The sequence below is a fragment of the Rhodococcus sp. AH-ZY2 genome (assembly GCF_030916465.1).
GTDB lineage: Bacteria > Actinomycetota > Actinomycetes > Mycobacteriales > Mycobacteriaceae > Rhodococcus > Rhodococcus ruber.
Window position 1 is genome coordinate 52,497 of the sequence record NZ_CP126459.1, and the last position, 24,639, is coordinate 77,135.

The window sequence follows — 24,639 nt, forward strand, 5'->3', positions numbered from 1 at the left end:
CACTCACCGACTGGCGCGAGCACGAAGGAGACACTCCCCCCGAGCAGAAGGGAACATACCCAGAGGAATCGAACGATGCAAGACTGTTACATACGTCACCGTAACAGTCACCCGTATCAGATATATGGCGGCTGATAGCCCATAGGGCGCGTCCCATAACCTGACCTGCATGGCACTTTCGGGGACATGGATTGCCGTCGACATCATCGGTAGCCAACTAGGTAACGACATCTTCGTGCACTCGGCCGCGGGGGAGCGCGTCGCTCGGCCCTTGCACAGGGCGAAATCGCTCGGCTTGGACAAGACCGGCGAAGCAGTAGTGAGGGCGGTCCTTTCCGCAGCCCTCGAAGGCCGTTCGATCCCACAAGTCGACGGCATGCACATCGAAACCCACCAGGTAGATGCCTCGGACGGAACACCGGTTGGCCTGATCGCCTGGATCGGGACCGACAAGCCCGGCCCGCGGCCGACCTACAACGCGTGGATTCTCGACATGGCGGCGATGACCACCCGGACCACTGGCGACAACCCGTCGCTCATCGGCGATGGCCGCGAAGCCAATGAGGAACGCCACGTCCAGTACCTGTTCACCTACCTGAACCCAGAAGACGCCTGGAATATGGTCGGTGGCTACTACGACGCGCTGACCGGCGAAGACGGATTGCTCATCGATTCCTACTGGAGCCTGCGGCCCGGTGGTACCTGGGTGCACTTCTGGTCCAGCTGCCGGCTGCGAGTGCGTAAGAACGACCAGCGCCTCCTCTACGGCCTCACCATGCAGCTCGACAAGCGAGAGATGCTCGAAGCGAACATTTCCTCGCTCGTCCGATACAGCAATGCGACGCTGCTGCTCGTGGAAGCCCGTCAGACGATCCCGATCACCACCGTCGGAAGGCACGCCCCACTGGGGGAAAGTCGCATTTCTCAGGTCCTCGAGCAGGTCGACCTTGCCGAGCTGGCCAGGCCGGACGCTCCAGAGGATGCAGAGCAGAAGATCACGATCGACGGTGTTCCGTTCCTCGCGGCATCCTTTCCGCTGCATTCGACCCGTGAGCGGCACGGCGACCCTGTGGCAATCATCCTCCTGGTCGAAGAACGGCACGCTGCTCTCGAAGAACAGCTCGCCTGACCTACCACCCACCAACCACCATCTACGAATCGTCAACTCGGAAGGAACTATCAGTGCGCGTTCTCGTCACCGGTGCAACACGCGGCATCGGCGCGGCCATTGCCAGCCAGCTCGTCAAGGAAGGACACACGGTATGGGGAACGCACCGCGGCTCATCCGTCCCTGACGGTGTACACGGCATCGAATGCGATGTCACCGACGATGCGTCGGTCGATGCGGCCTTCACGCACATCGAGACTGAAGACGGCCCCGTCGAAGGTCTGGTGGCCAACGCCGGTATCAACGACGACACCCTGCTGATGCGCATGAACACCGAGAACTTCTCGCGCGTTGTCGACACCAACCTGACCGGTGTCTTTCGCGTCGTGCAGCGTTCAACCCGCAACATGCTCAAGGCACGTTCCGGACGCATCGTGATCATCGGCTCGGTCAGCGGTCTGTCCGGATCGGCGGGTCAGGTCAACTATGCCGCCGCCAAGGCCGGTGTGGTCGGTATTGCACGCTCGGTGGCCCGCGAACTCGGCTCCCGTTCGATCACCTGCAACGTCCTTGCACCCGGATTCACCGAGACCGACATGACCGACGCTCTCGGCGAGAAGAACATCGAGCTCGCCAAGCAGCACATCCCGTTGGGCCGATTCGGCAAGCCCGAAGAGATCGCAGCTACGGCGGCGTTCCTTTTCAGCCCTGGTGCCGCGTACATCACCGGAAGCGTCATCAACGTCGACGGCGGTATCGGCATGGGACATTGATGAATCGATGGGGGGTCTTCTACCGGCTAGAACGCCGCGCCCCCTGCGATTCCGAACGAGGCTGGCCCGGCACCTCGACCGCTCCAGAGAACGGAGAACGAGATGCCGGGCCGGCCTCGTTTATGAGACGGGGAGGGAGTAGCTGCCAGCCGCAGGGCGGCGACGAAAATGACTCCTAACTGCGGTGACGGCACGTCCCCAACGTTTACTGCTCGCCGCGCAACTCTGCATACGCGGCCTCGGCGACAGGCTGCGCCTTGGCGTACTCCGAAATGGCAGTTTCGTCGTTCACGAAGAAACGCTCGTCTTCGATGTATCCGCGCTCATCGGACTGCTGTACCGCCAGCGCGTACGCTGCCGGGTCGCTCGGATCGGCCTTCACGGCTGCGGCGTTATCCATGAACGTGTACGTCGCGACGCGCACCGCGTCCGTGGAATCGGCACCGATGTTGTACGTGAATCGCCATCCGTAGATGTCCGCGATTGCGGTCGCAGGCGGCGGCAGGGACAACCCGGACCTCCAGCCCGTTTCGGCCTGACCGGCAAGAAGAGCAGCTATGGCCTGTTCCGGCGTGCCTCCGCGTTCCTCCACCGCTTCGATGATCGCGACGGCGTTCCGCTGATGGATCTTGAAGAGGATGTCGGTGCTGTCTTCGCCGAAGACCGATACCGCCGGTGCTGCGGTCGTGCTCGGAACCTCAGCGCCGGCAGGAGCCTGCGGCTCGTCGCTGCCGCATGACACCAGAGCGGTCGCGAGAGCGGCGGTGATCAGGGCAGCAGCAAGGTTCTTCAGCTTCACAGGTCCTCCAGGTCAGTAGCGGATCTCGTCGATGAGCCAGCGGTCGCCTTCTCGCACGATCGTGACCCATACCGTGGTGTCGGAATCGACGGTATCGGTGCCGCTGCCGGACACCGCGGTCTGCTTGATGGTGGCCACGCGATGAACGACGGTGTCGGTGTCCTCGGGGCACCCGGAGCACTCGATACTGACGTCGGCGATGACCTTCGCTTGTTCCTCGGCCCACTGAGCCCACTGCACGCTGGGCCCACGCTCGGTGCTGGCGTCGACGATCATGCGCTCGGCAAGGGAATCGGTCAGCCAGTCCCTGGCCCGGCCGTAGGCATCGTTCTGGGTGCTGTCGGTGGTCGGATACCACGTGAATGCCACGGTCAGTCCCTGCTTGGCCGCATCCTCGGCTGCCCGAGCCGGGGGCGCTGGAGTCGTGATCTCCGCAGTTGTAGAAGGCCGGGGCGTCGTGCTGGGCATGGTGGGCGACGACGAACTGGTCGTTGAGCCGGCGCTCGCAGATCCCTCGACCTTGTTGGGGCGAGCCGTGCACGAATACGCGGCCCAGCCGATCACTGCGAGGACCAGCAACGCCACGACAAGTTTCCGTGCCTTCAAAAGGCCCTCCGATCCGGACAGAAAATGCAGATGAGCAGCATAAACGACACGTCCCCTTGCGCCGAATGGGTGAAACCCGAACCCATCAATCGCATGTCGCGGTGACGTTCGTAGGTGTCGGGCGCCCACGGGCGGAAGGGATTGCAGTTCCGGCCGGGGGCGCTAAGAACTTCTCCACTATCGAAAATAGGTCTCTGAGCAGCAAAGATGGCACGTCCCCTACATCACTCGGCGGGCTTTCATTCCTGGTTGGAGCGGTGCTTCGGTGACGACATCGCCGGTAGTGGGTGCATGGACCATCTGGCCGTTGCCCGAGTAGATCCCCACATGGCCGGGCCCGGCCGGGCCCCAGCTACCGAAGACGAGATCTCCCGGCTGCGCCTTCTCGATCGGCACCTCGACCCCGACGGTCCACTGCTGCTCGGAGGTCCGGGGGAGTGAGATCTTGCCGGCACTGGCCGCATGGACCGCGAACGAGGTCAGGCCCGAGCAGTCGAACCCACCGCCGGAGGGCCCGCCAATGCCCCCGCCTCCCCAGACGTACGGCGTGCCCAGGTACTCGCGCGCCGCCGCAACGACCTGCCCATTGCCGTCCGAGGCATTCGGCATGAACCGGCCCCGCGAGTTCGGGTTGGTGAAGGCCGCGCGCGCTGCGGTGATCTTGGCGACGTAGTTCTGTGTTTCCGCATAAGGCGGGATGCCTCGATGCAGCAGCACCGCTCCCGGCCCTGCGTTGTAGGCCGCCAGGGTCAGCTCGATCGGATCTCCCGGTACTTCGGAAATGTCCTGGTAGAGCGCGCACATGAAGTGTGCTTGTGAGATCACGGCATCACCGATCGAGTTCGGGTCCGCTGTTCCGTCACCATCGTGGTCCTTGCCCCAGGTGGCCCAGGTGCCAGGCATGAACTGCGCGGGTCCCACCGCGCCGGCCGGTGAGACGGGAGCGTTCGGACCGTGACGGAAGTTGTTCTCCTGCTGGAGTTGCGCGGCCAGGAGAGCCGAGTCGATCTCCGGGCACACCGCGCCTGCGCGACGCAGCCACGGCTCGAACTCGGCCGGTACGGCTCCGAAGGCGAGGTTGCCGCCGCCGGCCATACCGAATCCCGAACAGTCGGCGGTCGAACGGGACGCGGCGACGAGCTGCACGTCGTTGCTTTGCTCGCTGTCACTGGTGTGAGGGTCATCGGCGATCAGTGCAGCCCCGCCGTTTTGCTGCGCAATCTCGGGCAGTACGGTCACAGGGTCGATCGGTGTGCCGCCCTGCAACCGGCCGCCTTGCCAGTACTCGAAGTGCAGGTGTGGGCCGGTGCTGCTGCCAGCGTTTCCGATGTCGGCGATGTGCTCGCCCGCGGTAACTCGCTGGCCGGGGCTCACGTGGATGCCGTCGGCGAACATGTGCCCGTAGACAGTGCTCACGGGGGAGCCGTCGACGTTGGAGTCGATGATCACCCAGTTCTCGAATCCGACCCCTGGCCCTTCCCCCGAGGACCCGGCGGCGACGACCACCCCGTCGAGTGCCGCGAGGATCGGCGTGCCGACCGGACCTGCCAGGTCATCGCCTTGATGCTGCCCACCCCAGCGCGGACCGAATCCGGAGGTGTGAGTGGTTGTTCCGGGACGAACCGGCAACTGGATCGGGCCGGAGACCGGCACGGACGCCCCTGGTGCAGTCTCCGCGGAACCGCTGGTATCGGTCGGCAGGACCCGGCACGGATCGCGCGGGATCACCGGCGCGCCCACCGAGCACGCGGACGTGCCAATGACGACGGCAGCCGCCCCACCGAGCAGCAGCGCCTTTCCTGCGCGGCGGACGCTCACAGCTGCCCCGGAATCGGAGTGTCGAGTTCCGGAATCGGAATCGGGCCCGGAACCGGTACGGGAGTGGGATCGACGGTGCGACTCGGTGTCACCTCGGAGTCGTCGCGATCGAGCGTCGGCTCCGAGGTCGTCGTCGGTGAGGGCGGAGAAGGCTTGGTCGTAGGGGTGGGCTGTGCAGATGCGTCGCCGTCCGTCGACGTCCGGGGCGTGGGGGTTGTCGTGGCCGGTCTTGTGGCGTCTTCGACCTCGGACAGTTCCAGCGTCGGCAGCGGAGTGGTGACCGCCCACTGCTCGGTGCCATCCGACAGTTCCTCGACGACGACCGAGACCAACAGATCTCCTGCCTGCGTCGGGACGCTCACCTGCGCGGCCGGAGCCTCTGCATCGCCGGTCACCGAGGTGCTTGTCGTGGGGCCGGTGATGACGATCGGAGTCCGCGGCCGTGCGGCCACTGTGGCTGGACCGAGCGTATCCACGGTGTAGCGGCTCAGCGCGCGGGTCCACTCGGCGTCGGAGAGTGCCGTGTCGACGAAGACGTGCGCGTAGGCCATTGCGGTCGCGGGTGCGCTGGAAGCGACCCAGGACGCCGACTTGGCGACCACCACGGACTCGGTGACCTCGTCGAGGTTGTACTCGATTGCTGTCGTGGGCGGCGCGCTCTCAACAGCTTCTATTGCGGTGCTGTCCACGGATCGAGGCTGCGGATCTTCTCCGAAGATCATTCCGACCAGCGACAACACAGCGAGGCCAGAACCTACCGAGATCGCCAGGTTGGTACGTGAGTAGAGCACCCACCGTCGGATCGGTGCGAGCACGGGGTTGGGTCCGGACCTCGTCATCAGGCGTACCTCTCCGTCGACTTGGGGCCGGACGGTGCAGGTGCATTCCGGACCCGTGCCCGGGAAGCGGTGGTCCCCGTCGATCTGGCGGAGTTGAGTGCCAGGTGGCGGGGGGGTCGACTCGGCTCGCGATTGCCGGTAGGGGTGTAGACCTTCATCGGTGCGATGGCCGAGCGGTCCCCGCCGTCCCAGCGCTGCCCGACGCTCGCTGTCAGCATCTCCTTGCGAGCTTGCCGATCTTGACGGCGGTTCTCGACCTCGTCCTTGTCCAGGCGCTTCCACGCTGCGGCGCCGGATGCTGCGGCCCGCTCGGTGTCCTTGCGCTCCACGGGATTGTCTCCTCGGGCCATGTCCCGGCTGGCGACAGCGGCGATGCTGGCGATACGTGCGTCGCGCTCGGCAATCCGATCGGTGCCCTGACCCAGACGTTCGATGCGGCTCTTGCGAGCGTCCGACCGTGCCTGTGTCAGTGCCTGCTGCCTGCGGTTGCCCAGGCCGCGGCCTTCGGGTCTGGCTACGAAGGCTGCCTTGGCCTCGCCGTCACCGGCGATGTCGTCTTCGTGAGCCCGTCGAGCGAAGCGTTCGCCGGCCTTGGCTGCGATTGCTCCGCCGGGCCCGCCGATTGCTGCGCCTGCTGCGGCGAATGCCTTGGTCTTGAGGGAGCGTTTCGCCTCGCGGGCCTTGCGATTGACCATGCTCGTGTTGTTCTGGGTGAAGGTCTGGGTCATTCGCTTGAACGGACGCATGATCGCCCAGCACACGACGGTGAGCAGCACCATGAACCACAGTCGCCAGGACCCGTCGACCTGACCGTTGTCGACGCCGTACAGCTGCACGAGCGCCATCAGATACAGCGCGACGATGACCGCACCGGCCACGCCCCACATGTAGGCGGTGGCGAGCATCCGCATGATGCGGGCCAGCCAGCCACCGCCGGCAAGTGCGAGCGGCACCCACAGCGGCGCGAACAGGATGGCGAAGCGGATCGCGAGCAGTGCGGTGATTTTGAGCAGTGAGGCGCCGATCCAGAGCACTGACGGCATGGCCAGTTTGAGCATGCCGAGGAACCCGGTCGAGGTACGTCCGGAGTCTTTGCCCTGGAATTGGTAGTAGGACAACTGGTGGTCGGATTCCAGCGATGCGACGATCTCGCGGAACTTGTCGGACTTGTGCTCGGCGAGCTCGGCCTGGGCGGCCGGATCGTTCTTGACCCGCTCCTGCTCTTCGTACGAGAAGGCCAGCGAATCGCGCAGCTTCGGCCCCAGTCCGGCAGCGTCCGTCTGGTCGTAGTTGGTTCCGAACCAGCCTTTGCGCCAATCCTCGAGAAACACCCGATCGATCAGCACATTCTTCGGATCAGTCGGGCCACTCGTGAGGGTGCCACCGCCGGGGCCGTCGCCGAACTGGACCGAGAAGATCTGGTCCTGGGTCTCGGTGATCAGGGCGCCGAACGTCTCGTCGGCGACTTGGACCGCTTTCTGCGGTGCACCGACGAACAGTGCTCCGAGCATCAGTCCGGCCGCGGCGATCGCCGAGGTCTTCGTGACGCCGGCGGCGTCGGCCTTGAGCGATTTCCACAGCACGATCGCAGCGACGATGGTCAGCGCGATCATCAGCCACTCCACGTAGACGCCGCGCATGCCATCGGAGATGGAATAGACGATGCGGTCGAACTGGGCCAGGGCGGGCTCAACACCCGCCTCGAGGGCGTCCTGCCCCGTCTTGGTCTGGTCGTCGAGCCAGAAGGCTGCGGCCGCGAGCGATTTGCCGATCGTCAGGAAGGTGTTGCCCAGCGTGGTGTCGGCGACCGCGCCGGGCGCCTTGACCAGATCCTCGCCGCAGCCGAGATCGTAGGTGTGCCACTTCAGTCCGGCCCACCCGTAACTCTCGTAGCCGGTGCCACCTCCCCCTTCCCGAGGTGCCCGGTGGGCGCTGGACGAGTCGAAGGTCGTCTCGATGACCTCGTTGGGGAACTCCGCGGTCGGCACCTCTGTGCAGTCGAATCCGCCCGCAGTCGCTACACCGGTGCCCGCTGCGATCAGCGAGATGCCCGCGAGCATCAACACGGTCAGAAACCGCGCCAGCAGCCCCGTACGCCACCCGAAACGGCGCGGGGAAGGGCAACGACCGGTCGAGTCGGCTTGGAACCGCTGCGGGCTCATGAGGCGCCGCCCATCGCCGCGCGGGTCGCCCGCGAGTCCAGCGCCTCGAACACGTGCGCCAGGTGGACGAAGTGGGTCCAGTCCGAGCGGACCAGTTCGATGTCGTCAGCCATCTTCACGATGAACCGGCGTGCTTGATCGAAGTGCTCGGTGTTGGTGTCCGGATCGAAGGTGTCCTCGCCGCCGCCTCCGAGGTCGGCCAGCAACGCTTCGTAGCCTTCTCCGGAGGGGAGGTTCAGCAATTTCAGAGCGCCGTCGATGGCGTGAGCGTTACCGCCGAGATCGCCGATGATGACCTCGTAGGTCAGAGCCGACTTGTCGTCGCTGCCGTCGACGCCGAGATAGTCATCGGGCAGCTGGGAGCACACGAGCGCCCGGACTTTGTACTTGCGCGAGTCACGCGCGATGCGCAGGTTCAGGGTGCGGCCGGCACCGGTCTGCTCGAGGTACTTGTTCTCGTCGAGGAACAACACCTTGCGCTCGTAGCGCGGCAGCTCGTAGACGAGCCGGTTCGCCAGCCACGCGGCCATGTGCATCAGCGGGCCGGCCATGCGCTGCTGCGGGGTCCACTGCGACGGGTCGGTACCGGTGGGAGGCAGTTGCAGTCCGGGCATCGTCAGCACCGTCAGCCGGATGTTGTCGCCTGCGATGTCGCCGGTGTCTCCTGTGGTTCCGCGCTCGGGGAAGAGCACTCGGGCTTCGGCGAGATCGGCCATCATCGTCAGGTCCTGGTGCACGCTGCGCGCGCAGGTGCGCAGGTCGGCGTTCTCGTCGTCATTGCCGAGCGCGGCGATCGCGTCGAGGACTTCACGCAGGTTGTGGTGACGTTCGCCGCCGACGGTGTTTGCCGCGGTCTGAAGGACGGTTTCGGTCCACTCGTGCTCGAGGCGGGCGGGGGTCAACATCATCTTGAGTACCGACACCGCCACCGAGATCCGCTCCGCTTGCGCGGCGCGTACGTCGGCTTCGTACTGGGCGTGGGCGGCGGCGACAGGATCGGCGTCGTCGGCGTAATCCGGGTTGGCGGGGTCGTACTCGGGGTCGTTACGGCGTGGGTCGACGATCACCCGGTAGGGGTTGAGCGAACCGGGCCGGGAGGTGCGCCCGGTCAATGCTTGGACATCGGCGATACCCCGGAACTCGGGGAGCTGCGCGAGTTTCTTGAGCGGTCCGGAGGGGTCGAGCACCACCCCGTAGGCCCCGGCGCGCACTGCTTGGTAGACGAGCATTCCGGCGAGGAAGGTCTTGCCCGATCCGGGCACCGCCACGATCGGGGTCAGGCCGGACTTGTGCTTCTTCTCGTGCGCGGCGAACAGGTCCCATACCGCCGGGCGGGGTGCGATCGAGGCGGTCTCGCCGATCACCACACCGTTGCGGTCCCCGATCCGGTCGCCGACCGCGGCCATCCCCGCGGAGACGGCTTCGACGCTCATGCGCCGGCAGTGCGCGATGTTGGCGAGCGGTTCGCCCGGGATGAACTCGCGCAGCAACTGGTACTGGCCGTGCTCCTGCTCGAGACGGATGCGCGGGGCGTACATCTCCTGGAGCATCGACACCTTTTCTTTCGCCTCGTCCGGTGTCGAGCCGACGACGAGCACCCGGTACCAGCCCTCGGTGCGTACCGACAGCCCCGAGTGGTCGTCTTCGATGTCGGAGATCACCTGCTGCGCGAGCGCGTGCTGTTCGGCGAGTTCCTGCGGTGGGACCTGATCGTGTTCGACGGTGTAGTGATCGAACTGCGCTTCGATGCGCGCGGTGAGCCGGCGCAGCTGGTGGATGGACTGGCTCTTGGTCTTCAGGCGGATGCGCTCGGACCATTCGAGCGGTTCACCGGAGGAGTCACCGAGGACCTGCCAGGGCAGCATCCGCTCCGGGATCGGCAGCGGCGCCATCCGCCCGACGGTGAGGACGATGGCGTAACCGGTGTAGTCGCGGCCACCGACCTGACCGCGCACGGTGGTGTACCCGTCGCCGGGGGTCAGTTCCAGATCGGTGAGGTCTTCGAGCGCAGCGACATCGGACTGTTCCCAGTGACCGCCACCGGAGATCACACCCTCGGCATCGAGAGGCAATCCGAGCGAGGCCGAGCGCAGCAACAGATAGTCCATCAACGCACCCGTTGCGGGCTTGGCGCGCACCCCCTGGCCCGAAAGGATGCGTTCGATCGTGGCGAGGTGATCGGCGAGCGCCTTCTGCTCGCCCAGGAATGCTGTGCGCGCCCAGGCCCGGACCAGCTTCGCGACCCGGCCCAGCAGTGGCACATCGATCACAGGAAGCAGCCATTCGGAGACGGTGTCGAGTCCGACCGCCAGCGCCGTCCGCGGCGGTAGCTCCACACCCCAGTAGCGGCCTTTCTGGGTCGAGTTGCCCCACAGCATCGCGTGCTGCTGACCGCGCAGATAGTCCGACCATGACAACGCACCGGGAACGTCGGGGATGGGTTCGGCCCACGCGTCATGCGCTTGCGCCCATTGGCGCACCGGCCACGGGGTGCGCACCAACCGGCGGTGCAGGCCGGTGACGCCGGCGTCGGCGAGGTTCGCCAGCACCAGCGCTTCGTTCTGGATGTAGCGGCGCTGTCGGGCGACCGGACGCATGTTCCACGGTCCGGGCTCTTGGATGAACCATGCGGTCGACCGCTTGCGGGTGCGGGTGATGTTGCCTTCCACACCGACCAGTTGCAGGCGTACCGCTTTGCGGGCGCGATCGGCACGCTTGGCGGCGGCCTTGGACTGGCGGGCGAACTCGGCGTCGGCGCCGGCGGTCTTGCCGCGCTTCGTGCGTCCACCCCTGCGCTTGCTGTCCGTCCGGTCCGCCTCGACCGCGATGGGCGCGGCGCTCACCTCGGTGGGGGAGGCGATGCTGCTGTCGGGGACCTGGGACCACGCCAATTCCGACTCTGCGACCCGAGCAGGTGCAGGCGACGGGGGAGCGGTTCTACTCGCTGCCATCGCTGCGGCCCAGGACGGGGGCAGCGCGCCGGGCGGCACGACTGCCGGTTCGGGCTCGTCGAAGTTCGGATCGAACAGCGACGCGATGTCGTTGTCGGGCTGCAAAGTCATCGGGAGACGTTCCCTTCGTTCGACACGGTGTCCTGCGCGCTCCGCCGGGTGTGGAAGGCGGCAGGGATGCGGAGCACAACGGTCTGGCCGACCTTGGGCGGGCGCGGGGCGTTCAGGTCGTTCCATGCGGCCTTGAGCACCGACCACAGTGGGCGGTCGGCGTTGACGTATTTCGTGACCTTCGAGGTGATCACGACACCGAGCGCGAGGATGATCAGGATCGACTGGAAGTTGAGCGGGACGTGCACGATCGCGCGGGCGATGAAGAAGACGGTGAAGATGATGGCCACACCGATCCCGACCGCTCCGTAGCGCACCCGGAACGGCAGCGTGAAGCCGGTCGGGCCGAGATAGTGCCGATCCACGCGGTGCAACATGTCGTCGTTTTCGATCACGGTCGGTGCCCTTCAGTCGTCGGCCGGTGGTGGCAGGTAGCGGTCAGACCTGGATGCCGACCAGACCGAGGAGCCAGTTGCCGATCCCGGTTGCCGCGTCGGGGTTCGTCGCGACGCCCAGATACGCCATGCCTGCCAGCGACAGGCCGCCGACGGTGACGACCTTCGACAGGTTGCCGCGCAGGCCACCCATCAGCACCACGCACGCGATGAGAATGAGGATCGTGAAGACGATGTTGTCTTCGATCCATGCGCGCACCCCCGTGGTGCTGACCTCGGTGGTCTGGGCGAGTGCGTCGCCGGTGGGGATCGTTGTGATCGCCAGTTCGGCCAAGCTTGACGCGAGAGACATGAGCGCTCCATTGATGGTTCGGTCGATACACCCGAGTTGGGATGGGCGAGACCGTAAAACGGCGAGACGTTTTTCCCCAACAGGGTGACCGCACCTATCGCGTGTGTCCGCAGAGGTCGACAAGCAGATCGAACGAGACGGACACGCACCGTCGAGCGCCCCCGAAATGCGGTGCAGACATGACGCATCCGACGGTGGGCCGTAGCAGTGTCCACGAGCTCGCTCTCAGCGTCCACGCAACGATGCGCTCGTCGATGCCTATGGGGCGGTAGCAGTTATAGCTCTCATATGGGTACCCAGTACGCCTATCCCAGCGCCACTCTCGCGCGATGCGGCAGTGGTGGTCGCCCGGCGGTGATCGAGCACGGGAGAAGGGCGGCGCGGGTCAGACGTACGCGCACGGGGGGAAGAGCGCTCGTGTGAGCGCATGAAATCAGCGGTGGATTGGGGGATCGATTCGAGCGGTGGATTCGACCGCTCGAAAAAGCGCTCGTAGCGCCTACCCCTCCGGGGTCACTCCCCCCCGGCGTTCCTTGGGGGGGAGTGTAACTCAGAATTCCGCCGAGCGCCAACGCTATTCGCGACCGCCCATGTCGAACGCTATTTCAAGCGCTCGATGCACTGGTCGTACACACGCGCAGCGGCGGTGACGTCCAACGCTGTCGTGACCGCTCATCGGAGCGATCGTGAAGGCGGGGCGACTCGCACGATCGAGCACTCTTTCGCGCGGCGCGCGACCACTCCAGCGAGCGCTCGAAGAGCGCGACGCACGTGCATCGACGACCGCCATGTCGAGCGCTCGGCAAAGCGATGCGCACACAGGTTTTCGACCGCTGATTCGAGCGCTCCAAACAGCGGCGCCCAGCCGAGTGGAAGAGCGCTCGATGCAGCGATCGAACGAACAGGGGACGTACGCGCCTCAAGCGTCTGCCGAACATGTTGGACAGCAGGTCAATCGGCGGCCGGCGTCCCGACACGACATGCCATCGCTCGAAGGGGCGGAAGGTGTCCACCCTGTTGGTGAAAACAGCGCCCCTCTGTAACTCTGCTCGCACCCACCGAACAGCAGCCACATCAACGGCGACGTCGACACGAGCGAAAGGCACAGGCAGTGAGCGGAACTCCAGACCCACTCAAAGACTGGTTGGTCGCTGTGTGGCGCGATACGGTCGGAGACAGTGGCGACGCTCGCGGCCCCCGGATCGGCGACGATGGCCGCCCCACCGGAGTCTCGCGCTTCGTGCCGTTCTCGCCGTTCACTGCGGTACCTGCCGCAGCCGCCTTCTCCAGCCCGCACTTCATCGCTTCGGTTGCCGACAACGCGGCGGCTCTGGATGCGCTGACCCAGCTGCACGACTGCCGGTGGCCGCTGGCGGTAGCGACCGCACCGCTGATCGGTCTCGACCTTGCCCGTCACCGTGCCCGCCGGTGGTCGCAGATGCTCGAATCGATGGTCCGGCAGAGCACCGGTCACCTGCCTACGAAGGTCGCTGTTCCGCTGTCCGCTGGTCGGCGCACGATGCGCCGCGCGACGATCACGCTGCCGCGCGGTGCGGTGATCCGACCCAAGCAGTTCGAGGAATTCTCCCGAGCGGTCGAGTCGGCATTTGGTGGCAGCGACTCGTGGGCGATGACGGTGCGGCACGACGCGCACCGCGACCGACTCGTCCTCACCCGCACATCGATCGCCCCGGACACCCGCAGCGAACGGCAGAAGGCTCTTCAGGACGCGCTCGATGCGGCGTCGATCTTCTCCGACCCCAAGGTCACCGTCGAAACGATCGATGAGAACGGCATCGAGACCGGCTATCGGATCACCTTCGACAAGTCGATGAACACCGGCTCGCCCGGCTTCCAAATGAAAGTCGAGGAAGCGCTCGCCTCGTTGGCGGGGGAGCACGAGTCCGGCCGCAATTGGACCACTGATTGGTACCCGAGCAAAGGATTCCTAGTGATGCGTTTGGTGACTGCCATGCCCACGCGTGTGGACCATCCCCTCGAATTGATCGACGAGAACCTGCGGCACCTGCCCTACGCGACCGGGGCGGCGGATCGGATCATGTTCTGGGATGTGTCCACCAGCTCGAACAAACCGCATTGCTTGATTGTCGGGCCGACCGGTGGCGGCAAGACCTCGGTGATCCGCACCTTGCTCACCGAGGCCGCGCGGCGCGGTATCCCGTTCGTCGGGGTCGATCCGAAGATGATCGAACTCGACGGCCTCGAGGGCTATCCGGGGTGCGGGGCGATCATCTACGACGCACTGCGCGCGGCGATGTTCGTGCGCGCCCTGCATACCGAGATGATGGCGCGCAACGCCTACATCCATCAGATGAAGATCGAAGGCTCGCAGCTACCGCTGATGATCGCGGTGCTCGACGAGTTCTTCATCCTCTCCGGCAAGTGGCAGCGCCTCGCCAAGACCGGTGACGACGAGACCAAGGCACAGCTGAAAGAACTCGATCCGCTCGGCGCGTGGGCGGATCTGGCGGTGCTCGCCCGCTCGGCCGGCATCCGCTTGTTGCTCGGGGTGCAGCGCCCGGATGCGTCCCTGTTCGGCGGCGCCTCGGGCAATGCGCGGGACAACTTCGGCACCCGCATTTCGCTCGGCAATCTCTCGCAGGACGGCGCGCTGATGATGTGGGGGGATTCCACCGTCGGCCGGGAGGTCGACACGTCGGTCAAGGGCCGCGGGATCGCGCTCGGGGACGACGGTAATCCGGTCGATGCGCAGATGTGGTGGACCCCGAACGTCGATAAGCATCCGAACAAGTGGAACCAGCTCTCGCAGAGCGAAAAGGCGATCATCGACGGCCTCATACCAGCGGAGGCGCCGCAGTTCACGTGCTACTCGCCGGAGCTGGCCGAGTTCATCGAATCCGAGCGGGCGCTGGCGAAGCGTGCGCGTAGCCACGGCAGCGTGCCCGAGCCGATCGTCATCGGGGCGGGTCGTGGCGACGATTCCGCGGTGTCGATGGTCAAAGAAGAGCCCGAGTCGGCACCGGAACCGGAGGCAGAAGACGACGACTTCGCCGATGCCATTCCGGCGTCGAGTGTGCAGGCCGGTCAGACGGTGCTTCTCGACGACTCCGGCGGCGAGCTGGTGCCGGTCACCGTCGACGACGTCGAGGTGCGCCGCAACAAGAAGGGCGAGGTCAGCTCGACCGTTCTGATCGTGGGCACCGGCCGCGTCAAGACCCGCATCACCTTCGACGCGACCGGCGTCGTGGCACTGCCCGATCCCGACTCTGTAGGAGCGCCCGCATGACCCTGTGACCTTGCCGCATCGAGCCGATGCCCGACCCGCACGGCGGCTCTCGTCCCGAGAGTCCACCCGCTACCGAATCACACCGAAATCACTCCTCGAAAGGAACACCATGACCCGCCGTATCTCCCAGTCGATCACCCCCACCGCCGAGGATGTCGCTGCGCTGCGTGGACCGTTCATCGCCAAGGGCGCCAACGATCCGGTCATCGCTGCACTGCGCGAGTACTTCAAGGCATCGGTGCCTGCGTGGCTGCCCAAGCTCGACGAGAAGCAGGAACTGACCCGCGAACGTCTCGCCGAGATCCGCGACGCTTCGACCAAACGCCGCGCGGTCATCGAGGCGTTGCCCGAGGGCAAGGCCCGCGAGCAGGCGTTGGCCGAGTTGGAGCAGACCGAGGCCGTCGTCGAGGACATGGACACCGCGCTGGCCGGCGCTGGTGCCTTCGGCGGGAACTGACGATGACGCCGACCGTGGAAATCGAGGCGACCTCCGCGACGACAGCGCGCGCACAACTCGCCGGTGCCGCCGTGCCGCCGATGGAACTGGCTGCAACCGATGACAAGAACCTGGCGGTTGTCGTGCACGAGTTCGTGCGCACGATCGCAGTGGAGCAGCAGGCGGCCGTCGAGGTCGTTTATCGGACGGGCAAGGACACTCGCTTCCTCACGGTCGGCCCCGACGGCAAGCTCACCGAGAACGCCCCGAGCGTGCCCATCCCGGTCGCGGTGGCCGATCCGGAACCGGCGCCCGCGGAGCCTGGCTCCCCGGCGCCGGCCGGACCGGTGACCGTGGCCGCCGAATCGATCCCCTACGAGGCGCCCGCACAGCCTGTTCAGGCGACTGCACGGCCCGCGCGGGCAGCAACCCCCACCGCGCGGTCTGTTCGGCCCACAGACGCGGCCACAGGCCCGATCGGGGCGTTGCCGGCACTGTCCGCACCGGGCGTGAATCCGGCAGCGAACCTGCCCGCCCGGATCGGGATGAGGGGCCGGCTCAATGCGATGCTCGGCCTCGCCTTGGCCCCGAAGGCGGACTCGCTCGAAATGCGGCTGCGCGACGCACAGGCAACGATCGCCGGCCCGCTGCCGGAGAGCGCCGTGATCACCTTCGTCAACCTCAAGGGCGGCGTCGGCAAGACCCCGATGTCGATCGCTCTGGCCGAGACGATCGCCGAGTACCGCGGCCCTGCCACGGCCGCGTGCCTGGACCTCGGCGAGATCGGCGGCAGTTTCTCCGATCGGGTCGCGGTCCCCCCGGCCGCAGGACACGACGCGGTGAGCTTGCTCGCGGATCTCGGCCAGGCACCGCACCAGGTGCGCCCGTCCACTCTCGCGCGCTACCTGACCCGCCAGCCGAACGGTTCCTACGCCTTGGCAGGACCGGCCGGGGCCGAGGCGCCGTTGAGCTTCGACGATGCCGCCACGCTCGGGGCGATCCTCGAACGGCACTACGACCTGATGCTCGCGGACACCGGAAACTCCAGCCACTCCGGCAGCTGGCGGTGGGCGATCACCGCCGCACACACGGTTGTTGTGCCCGTTCCGCTGCGTCGCGACGCCGCCGTGGCCGCGCAGCGCACCCTCACTGCGATCTCCGCGGTCCGCCCGAATGTGCTTGCGCGCACCGTCGTCGTCATCACTGACGGACCGGGGGATGCGCCGATGGTCGAGACCGAGGCCGTCGAGGCGTTCACCGCGCTCGGGGTGTCGGTGTGCCGGATGCCGTTCGAGCCGGTCTTCGCGTCCGGGGAACGGATCGTGCTGTCACAACTGCGCCGCGAGACCTGCGATGCGCTGACCGTGCTCGCGGCGACCGTCACCCGGATCGGCAGTGATGCCGCTGGCTGAGTCGTTGCCCCCGCTGCGCGGTGGGCCCGTTTTCTTCACCTACTTTCACCGAGAGGTACAGATGAGCATCGACACCACTATCGGAAACCGCGCCGCGCGCCGCGCACAGGGACGGCATCGTCGTCGGTCGGCGAGAAGCACTGCGACGGCGCTGGCGGTGGCCTCCGCTGCGTTCGGGATGTCCGCGATGGTGGCAGGCCCGGCGTCGGCCGAACCGATTCAGGGCGGGGTGACCGGCGGCACCACGCAGGAAGGTGTGACCAGCGGCGCGCAGACCGGCGGCACCACCGCGGCCGAGACGCCTGCGCCGAGCGCCGCGGAGCCGAAGGCCGACAGCAGTTTCTGGGTCGCGCCGCCGGCACAGTACAACCAGGGCACGCGTGCCTACGACCCGCAGACCGGTGGCGGGGTGACCGTCGTGGACTACTCCACCGACTACTCCACCGACTACTCCGGGGGTGGCGGCTACAGCGCCTATACCGACACGGAGGAGGCGACGCCGGCTGTGGACTGGAGCCAGCTGCGTGCCCCGACCCCGGTGATCGACCCGACCGTGCCGATCGAGGCACCCAAGGACACGATGCGCATGGGCCGCGTGGTGTTCGACCAGCCCAACTGGGTCTCCGACATCGACGCCGAACGCACCAACAACACCACCGCAGTGATCGAAGCTCAGGTCACCGATGCGTGGCGCTCGGTCGGCCTCGATACCACCGAAGCCGAACGTGTCGCCTCGGCGCAGGTCGCCGGCGCTGCGCTCGGTGCCGGTGCCGGTGCGGCTGCCGGGTGCGCAGCGGTCGGTGTCCCGGCCAGCCTCGTGGTCAGCACGGTCGCCGGTATCGGCGGCGCGATGGCCGGAACGATGGTGCCGCTGCCGATCCCCGGCGCTGCTCCGGTCACCAGCGGCGTCGCCGCGACGGCGCTCGGTGCGGCCGGTGGCCTGGGCGTCGGGTGCGCGATCGGCGGCGGTATCGGCGCCGGTCTCGGTGGTGCCGCCGGTTTCGCTGCCGGCACGGCCTACGGCGCCGGTGAGGACGCCACGCCGATCGAGGCGGAGGTCCCCGACGTCGAGGCCGACGCCGTCGAGCAGCAGGTCGATGCCACGCTCGAACAGTGGTCGCAGGACCCGGTCGGTCAGGTCGTCGTCGACGCTGTGCAGACGTTCACCACCGAGACAGCCCCGGCGATCGACACGCAGGTTCGCGATGTCGTGCAGGCACAGCCGGGCGGCGAGCAGATCGTCGAGCAGGTCGACCAGACCCTCGAGACGTTCTTCAACGACGCCACCGCGGGCCTGGCCGGAAACCTCATCTCCAACGCCGTCGGCGACGGAATCACCCAGTTCGGTATCTGAGTCGAGAAGAAAGTGGGCAGCATCATGAGGAAGCCGAACATCACACGGAGGACCCCTCGCCATCCCGCGGTGGTCGACCTTCTCGGTGGTGCGCCCACCTCACCCGCGGCGATGCCGTCGGCCCTGACCGCTTCGGCGGCACCGGGGCCGGCGGCGTCGCCGCGCGGCGAGCGCGGCCGGGGGCGGCCCGGCCGCACCGCCGCTGTCGCCGCGGCGGCGGTGGCCGTGGTGGTGGCCGGGGCCGTCGCCGTCGGACAGCTCACCGCAGACCACAGCGCCGCCGAGCCGGCCCCGTCGGCGGACATCGAGGACCCGGCCAGCGACAACGGCCTCCCGGTGCTGAATCTGCCGGCCGAACCCGAGCCGGCGGCCGCCGCTGATCCGGAGGCGACCAGCGAATGCCGCGCCGATCGCGGTGACCAGCGCAGCGGACCGGGCGTGATCGCTGCGTTCAACTACGCGTACTACAACCGCCGCGACGCCGCCGCCGCGCGGGCCTTGGCCACCCCGACCTCGACGGTCACGCCCGCCCCGGAGTTGCAGACCTTCATCGACAAGCTCCCGCAGGGCACCAACTACTGCCTGCGCACCGTCGAGCTGTCGGACGGGGTCTTCCTCGTCGACCTGTCGGTCATGCGACCCGGTGTGCCGGTCGAGCGCGGCACTCAGACCGTGACCACCGCGAAGATCGACGGCCTCTGGTACGTCGACGTGTTCAAGTGACCGGTCCCCGCCGCCGCCCCTGCTGCCCCGAAAGGATCACCCGGAGATGTTTGTGACCGACCAGATGCGCCGCGCGGCGCTCGCGGGGGTGGTCCTCGCGAGCGGGCTTGCCGTGTTGACCGGCTGTGGCGACGCGCCGCGCGACGCTGCGGCAGTGTCCACCTCGTTCAGTGGCCGGGTCGTCACCGGTACCAGCACCGATCTGGGCAGCATCGTTCTCGGCTGGGGAGATACGCACTCGGACACCGAGATCACCACGCCTCAACCGGACGAGATCACCGCCCGGTGCACCGGGCGCGGCGATGACCTGGCCGTCGAGATCACCGCTCCGCACGGGTGGACGATCCGCGCCGCATACGGCTCGCCGGTGCTGACGGTGGGCAACACCGACCAGCAGCTCGAGGCCGCCGAGCTCGACACCACCACCGCGTTGATCGCGGCGCCCGTGCCGGTGGACTGGTCCGAACCCGATCAGCTCGATATCGCCGTGGCCGTCGACGGCCCGGTCGAGTGGAGCAGCGAGCACAGTGGTCGGGTGTATGTCTCGGTGCACGTCGACTGCCGCTGACCTGCATAGATGACACGTCCCGGGCCGGACATGAGTAGGTGTGTGGACCGACCGATGGAACGAGTGGATGTACCCGTGAGCTGAGCGTGGCACCTGCCGCTCGCAGGCATGACGCTCAAGCGCCCCTACTCCGGCAATGTGGGAGTAGGGGCGCAGTGCTGTTCAAAACAGGGTCTGAGCTGGTCGGATAGCACGTCCCGGCCGTAATGGGCTAGTCGGTCGTGGTCGCCGTATCGGAGGTTTTGGTGCGCCGGCGGGGTTGGCGTAGGTCGGTGCGCGCGCCGCGTCCTGGCCGGTTGCGGGCCCATTCGACGATCTCGCTGCGCTTCCACAGTGGGGTGTTGCCGATCTTCTCGACCGGTTTCGGGGCGTGGCCGCGGTGGACGTAGGCGTGGAAGGTCACCGGCTTGATCTCGTCGCCGGTTTCTTCTTTGAGTAGGTCGACGCACTGCTGGGCGGTGAGTCGGTTCGGGTTGGCCATTGCGGGGTCCGTGCCTTTCGTCTCTCGGGTAGGCGATCGTGGTGTGCCTGTCGGGTGGTGTCGCAAACTTTACATACCTTGCTTGTGTCGTTGAAGTGTGCGCCGGGCGAAGACTGACCGTTCCGGGTTGCAACAATGCAAATAACTATTGTAAAGTTAGTCCCGGAAGATGCACCACGGGAAGGAAACCGGAATGTCGATTATCGCCACCATTGCAGCCGTATCCCTTGCCGCACTGCTCATCTGGAAGATCGGTGCACCGTGCGCCCGCTTCGTCGGTGTCCTCATGGTCGCCCTCGCCCTGATGTCGATCGTCGCCGGTGACCCGGTCTCGACCCGCCTGCCGATGCTCGCCACCGGTGCGCTGCTGTGGCTGGCCGGACACTTGTTGTCCGCCTACAAGACCCGCCAGTGGTCCTCGCGCCTGGCCGAGAACATCGTGACCCGCACCCCGTTGCGCTATCTCGATCCGGTCCGTGGCTACGAGCACCGCCATGCACGCCGCCCTGTCACGGGCAGCACGCCGGAATCGACCCCCGACCGGATTCAGCCCCCGGTCGACGACTTCGCGCAGTGGGAGCGGGAACTGACCGCCGACACCGCTCCCACCGTCCCGGCCCCGCCTGTCCGCCCCGTGGCCAAACGCGTCCCCGTCCGTCCGGCCGGACCCTCGCGCGGCGTCGTGTACGGCAAGCGCGCAGCCAAGATCGCGGGCAACCTCGCCGTCCGCAAGGTGCCCGGTGCTCGCGCCGTGCGCTCGGCCTGGCGGTTCGTGCGCTGATCCACCACTGCGCCCCCTCCGACCTGCACACCCTCCCCTGAGAAAGGACGGACCGCCCATGTCCGCACTGACCATCACCCACACTCACGCCGAGGGCACTCTCATCGACGGCACGAGCCGTGGCGACGGCTCCGCCGAGATTCTGAAGGCTCAGCGCTGGCGTTGGTCCCGGAACCTCGGGTCCTGGTACATCCCGCAGTCGCGGGATCGCCGCGCCAAGCTGCCCCAGATCAACGCGACGGCCGCCGCGCTGCGCGCAGCCGGTTTCACTGTCGACGTCGACATCGACGACACCTACCGGCCCACCGCCGACGTCGAAGCCGACAAGATCGCCCGCCAAGCCGCCCGCGTCGATGCACTCGATGCCAAGGCCGACCGCAAGGCCGGCACTGCCGAGGCCGCGTGGGCCGCAGACCAGGCCGCACATGATGCGCTGCCCGAGGGCGGCGAACCGATCAAGGTCGGCCACCACAGCGAGACCCGGCACCGCCGCGCGGTGGAGAAGTCCTGGAACGCACTCGGCAAGGCCGTGGCAGCCGAGCGCGCCGCCGCCACCGCGCGGGGCCGCGTCGATGCCGCAGCCAAGACCACCGATCGTCGTTACGCCCCGGTCACGGTCGCGCGGCGGATCGACAAGCTCACCGCCGAGCTGCGCCGCCTCGAACGTGACCGCGACGGATACACCCGGACCCTGCACACCAACAAGCAGACCGGCCAGAAGTACGTCGAGACCCACGAGGCTGCGGGCGGGGACTACCGCGAGCGGGTACTCGCCGAGATCGAGCACATCGCCGACGAGCTCGCCTACTGGGAAGGCGTGCGCGCACACCAGATCGACGCAGGCACCGCGACCGCCTACAGCCGCGACGTTGTCGCCGCGGGCGATCTGGTGCGGTACGTCGGGCACTTCCACCGTGTCCTCAAGGTCAATGCGAAGACGGTGACCATCGGCTCGATCGTCGGAGGTTCGTGGACAGATCGCGTCCCCTACAGCGAGATCCGCGGGCTGCGTGACGCCGATGGGAACGGGGTGCGCATCGTCGACGGCGCGCGGGTGGTCGACACCGGCACCGACACCGGGCCTGACGCTGCCTGAACTGCTGCTTCCCGGGGCGCTCGGACAGCCCGAGCGCCCCGACCTTGCGACCTGGACACGATGGGAGACCACATGACCAAGATCCTGACCAACCGGCACGGCGACGAGATCGCCGTCGGGCAGCTGTGGACGGACGATCTGCGCCGCACCACCGTGCGGACGCTGCACGTCGACGACCTCGTTCGCGAGGGGAACCTGGGTTCGCGCGCGGTGTGCACCGTCATCCGCTCGCACGACACCGAGACCGGGCAGGTCACCGAACCCGGGAGGGTGGTGTCGATCAACATCGACAGCCTGCACACCACCGCATCGGGTCGGGGCTACCGGCTCGAAGTCGACGCCGAGCCGGCCCCCGGCGTGTAACCGCTTCAACGCCCGAAAATGCCCGTGACCTGCTGTGACGACACGTCCCGTCAGGTCGCCGGCGCTGGCCATTTCGGGGCAGGGGGTGGCCGTTCGCGCCCTGGAACACCCGCACACAGGGGCCGCGGTGGCCGATACAGCCCTGTGACCAGCGCAGACGGCATGTCCCACGGTGACAACCGGCCCCGCTGGCGAGGTCGAAATGCGTCCCCGCTGCGGCGCGGTGTTGCTCGCCGATCATGATCGAGACCGAGGAGGTGCAATGCCGTTACAGACACACACGCCGCGCGCGTGGGCGAATGCCGTGCTCGCGGACGGTGCGGCCTGCATCGTCGATGTGGAAACCAGCGGGCTGGACGGGTCGATCATCGAGATCGCCGTGATCGACGCCGCGACCGGTGAGGTGCTGCTCAACACGCTCGTGGACTGCTCACCGGTCGAGATCGAGCCTGGAGCGGTCGAAGTGCACGGACTGACTGCTACGGATCTGGCCGGTGCACCACGCTGGTCGGAGGTCTTCCCTGAGCTCGCGGCGGCAACGAAGAACCGTGTGGTGCTCGCTTATAACGCGAAGTTCGACCGGGGCCGGGTGCTGCACGACTGTCGACGGGAGGGTATCGATCCGGCGCATCTGGCCGAGCCGGCCCGCTGGCAGTGCGTGATGGCCCGCCGTTGCGAAGCGCTCGGATTGGGACTCGATGGCCGTCTGCGGCTCGGCGGTGGCCATCGCGCGCTCGCCGATGTGCGCGCGACCCGCGTGGTGCTTCGGATGCTCGCCGATGGGCGACCCGATACCGATGGGTCTGCTGCCTTGGCGATCCGTGCCAGGGAGGAAGCTCGAGAGGTGGCCGTCGACAGTCGATCACCCGGACGACGTCTGCATAGATGACACGTCCCGCCGGGTGGCCGGCGGTCAAGGCCGGGTGTGGGGAAGCGTTCCCTGCGCCCGGCATTTTGTTGTCGGTTTTCTGGTTCTCGAAAGATGCGTTGATCTGCGGTGACGGTACGTCCCGGAGGGATGCGAGCGGAGGGAGTGACGGCCAAGGGGTTGCAACAATGCAAATGTTGTTTGTATAGTAACCACTGTCCAAAGCACCCAGCGAAGGAGAAGGAAATGTCGAATACCCCTGTTGCAGAACTGGTCACCGTCACCATCACCGGAACTCCGGTGCTCACCGAGATCGCCGAAATCCTCGACTACCGAACCGACTTCTTCGGCGGCCGGGTCGCCGACGTGCGCCTGGCCGACGGCACCATCGCCCGGCACGTCGATGCTCTCGACATCGAGGTGGGCGTCGCCGCGCGCGCCGCGCGCACCGCCGCCTGATGTGCCTGCCGATCTCGAATCCACGCCCCAGTACAGGAGAATGCCCATGACTGCACCCGTCACCGCACTGCCCGCCGGGTTCGCCACCGAGGTCGACGGAGCCGCCGCGCTCATCGTCGGCGGCGTCCACAGCTTCCCGCGTCATCCGCAGCGCGGCGCGCTGGGGCAGCCGTTCGCGGGTGCGCAGAGCTCGGCTTCGGAGGTCGGGGTGATCGGCGTGCCGCTGTACGCGCTGGTCGCGGTCGACTGGGCAACCGAGGTGGCCACCATCGAGCGGGACGGCCGCACTCGCACGGTGTTCACCACGGGTTGGCTGGGCGCTCCGCGCGGGGTCACCTGGTATCTGCACCCGGCCGTCCATGACGTCGAGCGCGGGCTGTACCTGCTCGATGCTTCGGAGCGGTTCGCTGCATCGGCATCGGCGGTCGAGATCCCTGCTGCGGTGGCCCGCGCGGCGCGGTCCTGGGGGCTGGGTGCTGTTCCGGAGCGGGTGCGTGTCCACAACTTTCCGCTGTGATGCGCGTAGGCGCAGGTCACGGGCTCGTTCGCATTATTGGTTGTCGTATGACAACCGATAATGTAATATCGAGTTGTCAGATGGCAACGGAAGGTGGAGGATGGACAAGTACAAGGGGATCGACAAGGACACCCGCAAGATCCTCAAGGCGGTCGAGGAGGCAGGTTTCGTGGTTCGCCGAGCCAAGAGCCACCTGATGGTCTACAAGGACGACGCGCTGATCACGACGTTCTCGGCCACCGCGAGCGATCCGCGGGCGTTCAGAAACGGTCTCGCCCCGCTCAAACGAGCGGGATTTCAGTGGCCACCGCGTCGCTGACGATCAAGGGCCGGGGGTGCTGATATCACCCCCGGCCCGACCCCATTGTCCACCACCGACCGAACCGACCCGCACCGCAC

At 67.0% G+C, this 24,639-nt stretch carries 24 protein-coding genes; 15 read left to right on the forward strand and 9 right to left on the reverse strand.

The window, feature by feature from the left end:
- Positions 1-169: 169 nt before the first annotated feature.
- Together QNA09_RS27250 and fabG are read left to right on the forward strand one after the other, a co-directional pair.
- On the forward strand, positions 170-1,129 hold the full coding sequence (locus QNA09_RS27250; protein WP_012476963.1) for a hypothetical protein: 960 nt from the start codon (positions 170-172) through the stop codon (positions 1,127-1,129).
- 53 nt (positions 1,130-1,182) lie between these two features.
- The gene (gene fabG / locus QNA09_RS27255) at positions 1,183-1,881 is read left to right on the forward strand and encodes a 3-oxoacyl-ACP reductase FabG (protein WP_012476962.1); all 699 of its coding nucleotides are present in this window, start codon (positions 1,183-1,185) and stop codon (positions 1,879-1,881) included.
- Positions 1,882-2,086: 205 nt separating this feature from the next.
- Here the strand turns inward: fabG and QNA09_RS27260 are convergent, their stop codons facing one another.
- The 8 genes from QNA09_RS27260 to QNA09_RS27295 all read right to left on the reverse strand — a co-directional run bounded on the left by QNA09_RS27260 (position 2,087) and on the right by QNA09_RS27295 (position 11,914).
- Positions 2,087-2,680 carry a hypothetical protein gene (locus QNA09_RS27260; protein ID WP_012476961.1) on the reverse strand — a complete coding sequence of 198 codons (594 nt, stop codon included), beginning with the start codon at positions 2,678-2,680 and terminating at the stop codon, positions 2,087-2,089.
- Positions 2,681-2,692: 12 nt separating this feature from the next.
- Complete coding sequence (locus QNA09_RS27265) at positions 2,693-3,265, reverse strand: hypothetical protein (protein WP_248957643.1); 573 nt, start codon at positions 3,263-3,265, stop codon at positions 2,693-2,695.
- A gap of 240 nt (positions 3,266-3,505) precedes the next feature.
- On the reverse strand, positions 3,506-5,104 hold the full coding sequence (locus QNA09_RS27270) for a peptidoglycan DD-metalloendopeptidase family protein (protein ID WP_308072528.1): 1,599 nt from the start codon (positions 5,102-5,104) through the stop codon (positions 3,506-3,508).
- Positions 5,101-5,793 (reverse strand): hypothetical protein, encoded by a 693-nt coding sequence (locus QNA09_RS27275; RefSeq protein ID WP_308072529.1) that lies wholly within the window; start codon positions 5,791-5,793, stop codon positions 5,101-5,103. Before QNA09_RS27275 ends, QNA09_RS27270 begins: the two co-directional genes overlap by 4 nt.
- A gap of 149 nt (positions 5,794-5,942) precedes the next feature.
- Positions 5,943-8,105 carry a hypothetical protein gene (locus tag QNA09_RS27280; RefSeq protein ID WP_308072530.1) on the reverse strand — a complete coding sequence of 721 codons (2,163 nt, stop codon included), beginning with the start codon at positions 8,103-8,105 and terminating at the stop codon, positions 5,943-5,945.
- Complete coding sequence (locus QNA09_RS27285; protein WP_308072531.1) at positions 8,102-11,167, reverse strand: ATP-binding protein; 3,066 nt, start codon at positions 11,165-11,167, stop codon at positions 8,102-8,104. The genes QNA09_RS27280 and QNA09_RS27285 overlap by 4 nt, the downstream gene beginning before the upstream one ends.
- Positions 11,164-11,562 carry a hypothetical protein gene (locus QNA09_RS27290; protein ID WP_308072532.1) on the reverse strand — a complete coding sequence of 133 codons (399 nt, stop codon included), beginning with the start codon at positions 11,560-11,562 and terminating at the stop codon, positions 11,164-11,166. Before QNA09_RS27290 ends, QNA09_RS27285 begins: the two co-directional genes overlap by 4 nt.
- Positions 11,563-11,605: 43 nt before the next feature.
- Positions 11,606-11,914, reverse strand: coding sequence for a hypothetical protein (locus QNA09_RS27295; protein WP_308072534.1), 309 nt, complete (start codon positions 11,912-11,914; stop codon positions 11,606-11,608).
- Between the two features lie 1,111 nt (positions 11,915-13,025).
- On the opposite strand from QNA09_RS27295, the gene QNA09_RS27300 reads away from it, so the two are divergent.
- From QNA09_RS27300 to QNA09_RS27325, 6 genes are all read left to right on the forward strand, one after another.
- Positions 13,026-15,182: an FtsK/SpoIIIE domain-containing protein gene (locus QNA09_RS27300; RefSeq protein WP_308072535.1), complete on the forward strand. Its 2,157-nt coding sequence runs from the start codon at positions 13,026-13,028 to the stop codon at positions 15,180-15,182.
- Between the two features lie 109 nt (positions 15,183-15,291).
- Positions 15,292-15,639, forward strand: a complete 348-nt coding sequence (locus QNA09_RS27305) for a hypothetical protein (protein ID WP_248957646.1) — start codon at positions 15,292-15,294, stop codon at positions 15,637-15,639.
- Positions 15,640-15,641: 2 nt separating this feature from the next.
- Positions 15,642-17,030, forward strand: a complete 1,389-nt coding sequence (locus tag QNA09_RS27310; protein WP_308072537.1) for a ParA family protein — start codon at positions 15,642-15,644, stop codon at positions 17,028-17,030.
- Positions 17,031-17,091: 61 nt separating this feature from the next.
- Complete coding sequence (locus tag QNA09_RS27315) at positions 17,092-18,384, forward strand: insoluble domain protein (protein WP_308072538.1); 1,293 nt, start codon at positions 17,092-17,094, stop codon at positions 18,382-18,384.
- A gap of 69 nt (positions 18,385-18,453) precedes the next feature.
- Complete coding sequence (locus QNA09_RS27320; RefSeq protein WP_308072539.1) at positions 18,454-19,107, forward strand: hypothetical protein; 654 nt, start codon at positions 18,454-18,456, stop codon at positions 19,105-19,107.
- 46 nt (positions 19,108-19,153) lie between these two features.
- A complete protein-coding gene (locus QNA09_RS27325) occupies positions 19,154-19,675 on the forward strand; it encodes a hypothetical protein (RefSeq protein ID WP_012476948.1) in 522 nt (173 codons plus the stop codon).
- Between the two features lie 211 nt (positions 19,676-19,886).
- Here the strand turns inward: QNA09_RS27325 and QNA09_RS27330 are convergent, their stop codons facing one another.
- Positions 19,887-20,156 (reverse strand): AlpA family transcriptional regulator, encoded by a 270-nt coding sequence (locus QNA09_RS27330; protein ID WP_012476947.1) that lies wholly within the window; start codon positions 20,154-20,156, stop codon positions 19,887-19,889.
- Between the two features lie 193 nt (positions 20,157-20,349).
- On the opposite strand from QNA09_RS27330, the gene QNA09_RS27335 reads away from it, so the two are divergent.
- The 7 genes from QNA09_RS27335 (at position 20,350) to QNA09_RS27365 (ending at position 24,559) form a co-directional block, all read left to right on the forward strand.
- Positions 20,350-20,937, forward strand: a complete 588-nt coding sequence (locus QNA09_RS27335; protein ID WP_012476946.1) for a hypothetical protein — start codon at positions 20,350-20,352, stop codon at positions 20,935-20,937.
- A 58-nt stretch (positions 20,938-20,995) separates the two neighbouring features.
- Positions 20,996-22,033, forward strand: coding sequence for a DUF3560 domain-containing protein (locus QNA09_RS27340; RefSeq protein WP_012476945.1), 1,038 nt, complete (start codon positions 20,996-20,998; stop codon positions 22,031-22,033).
- Between the two features lie 72 nt (positions 22,034-22,105).
- Positions 22,106-22,396 carry a hypothetical protein gene (locus QNA09_RS27345; RefSeq protein ID WP_012476944.1) on the forward strand — a complete coding sequence of 97 codons (291 nt, stop codon included), beginning with the start codon at positions 22,106-22,108 and terminating at the stop codon, positions 22,394-22,396.
- A gap of 262 nt (positions 22,397-22,658) precedes the next feature.
- Positions 22,659-23,285 carry a 3'-5' exonuclease gene (locus tag QNA09_RS27350; protein WP_080678620.1) on the forward strand — a complete coding sequence of 209 codons (627 nt, stop codon included), beginning with the start codon at positions 22,659-22,661 and terminating at the stop codon, positions 23,283-23,285.
- Between the two features lie 225 nt (positions 23,286-23,510).
- Entirely contained in the window at positions 23,511-23,723 is a 213-nt protein-coding gene (locus QNA09_RS27355; protein ID WP_064257719.1) for a hypothetical protein, read from the forward strand.
- Between the two features lie 46 nt (positions 23,724-23,769).
- Complete coding sequence (locus QNA09_RS27360; RefSeq protein WP_308072541.1) at positions 23,770-24,240, forward strand: hypothetical protein; 471 nt, start codon at positions 23,770-23,772, stop codon at positions 24,238-24,240.
- A gap of 100 nt (positions 24,241-24,340) precedes the next feature.
- The gene (locus QNA09_RS27365; RefSeq protein ID WP_024100336.1) at positions 24,341-24,559 is read left to right on the forward strand and encodes a hypothetical protein; all 219 of its coding nucleotides are present in this window, start codon (positions 24,341-24,343) and stop codon (positions 24,557-24,559) included.
- Positions 24,560-24,639 lie beyond the last annotated feature (80 nt).

Bases quoted from the DNA above. Each gene is read 5' to 3' on its own strand.
- QNA09_RS27280 (WP_308072530.1), bottom strand. From the start codon at position 8,105: ATGAGCCCGCAGCGGTTCCAAGCCGACTCGACCGGTCGTTGCCCTTCC.
- QNA09_RS27335 (WP_012476946.1), top strand. From the start codon at position 20,350: ATGTCGATTATCGCCACCATTGCAGCCGTATCCCTTGCCGCACTGCTC.
- QNA09_RS27305 (WP_248957646.1), top strand. From the start codon at position 15,292: ATGACCCGCCGTATCTCCCAGTCGATCACCCCCACCGCCGAGGATGTC.
- QNA09_RS27250 (WP_012476963.1), top strand. From the start codon at position 170: ATGGCACTTTCGGGGACATGGATTGCCGTCGACATCATCGGTAGCCAA.
- QNA09_RS27340 (WP_012476945.1), top strand. From the start codon at position 20,996: ATGTCCGCACTGACCATCACCCACACTCACGCCGAGGGCACTCTCATC.
- QNA09_RS27365 (WP_024100336.1), top strand. From the start codon at position 24,341: ATGGACAAGTACAAGGGGATCGACAAGGACACCCGCAAGATCCTCAAG.
- QNA09_RS27295 (WP_308072534.1), bottom strand. From the start codon at position 11,914: ATGTCTCTCGCGTCAAGCTTGGCCGAACTGGCGATCACAACGATCCCC.
- QNA09_RS27330 (WP_012476947.1), bottom strand. From the start codon at position 20,156: ATGGCCAACCCGAACCGACTCACCGCCCAGCAGTGCGTCGACCTACTC.
- QNA09_RS27325 (WP_012476948.1), top strand. From the start codon at position 19,154: ATGTTTGTGACCGACCAGATGCGCCGCGCGGCGCTCGCGGGGGTGGTC.
- QNA09_RS27345 (WP_012476944.1), top strand. From the start codon at position 22,106: ATGACCAAGATCCTGACCAACCGGCACGGCGACGAGATCGCCGTCGGG.
- QNA09_RS27350 (WP_080678620.1), top strand. From the start codon at position 22,659: ATGCCGTTACAGACACACACGCCGCGCGCGTGGGCGAATGCCGTGCTC.
- QNA09_RS27315 (WP_308072538.1), top strand. From the start codon at position 17,092: ATGAGCATCGACACCACTATCGGAAACCGCGCCGCGCGCCGCGCACAG.
- QNA09_RS27360 (WP_308072541.1), top strand. From the start codon at position 23,770: ATGACTGCACCCGTCACCGCACTGCCCGCCGGGTTCGCCACCGAGGTC.
- QNA09_RS27355 (WP_064257719.1), top strand. From the start codon at position 23,511: ATGTCGAATACCCCTGTTGCAGAACTGGTCACCGTCACCATCACCGGA.
- QNA09_RS27285 (WP_308072531.1), bottom strand. From the start codon at position 11,167: ATGACTTTGCAGCCCGACAACGACATCGCGTCGCTGTTCGATCCGAAC.
- QNA09_RS27310 (WP_308072537.1), top strand. From the start codon at position 15,642: ATGACGCCGACCGTGGAAATCGAGGCGACCTCCGCGACGACAGCGCGC.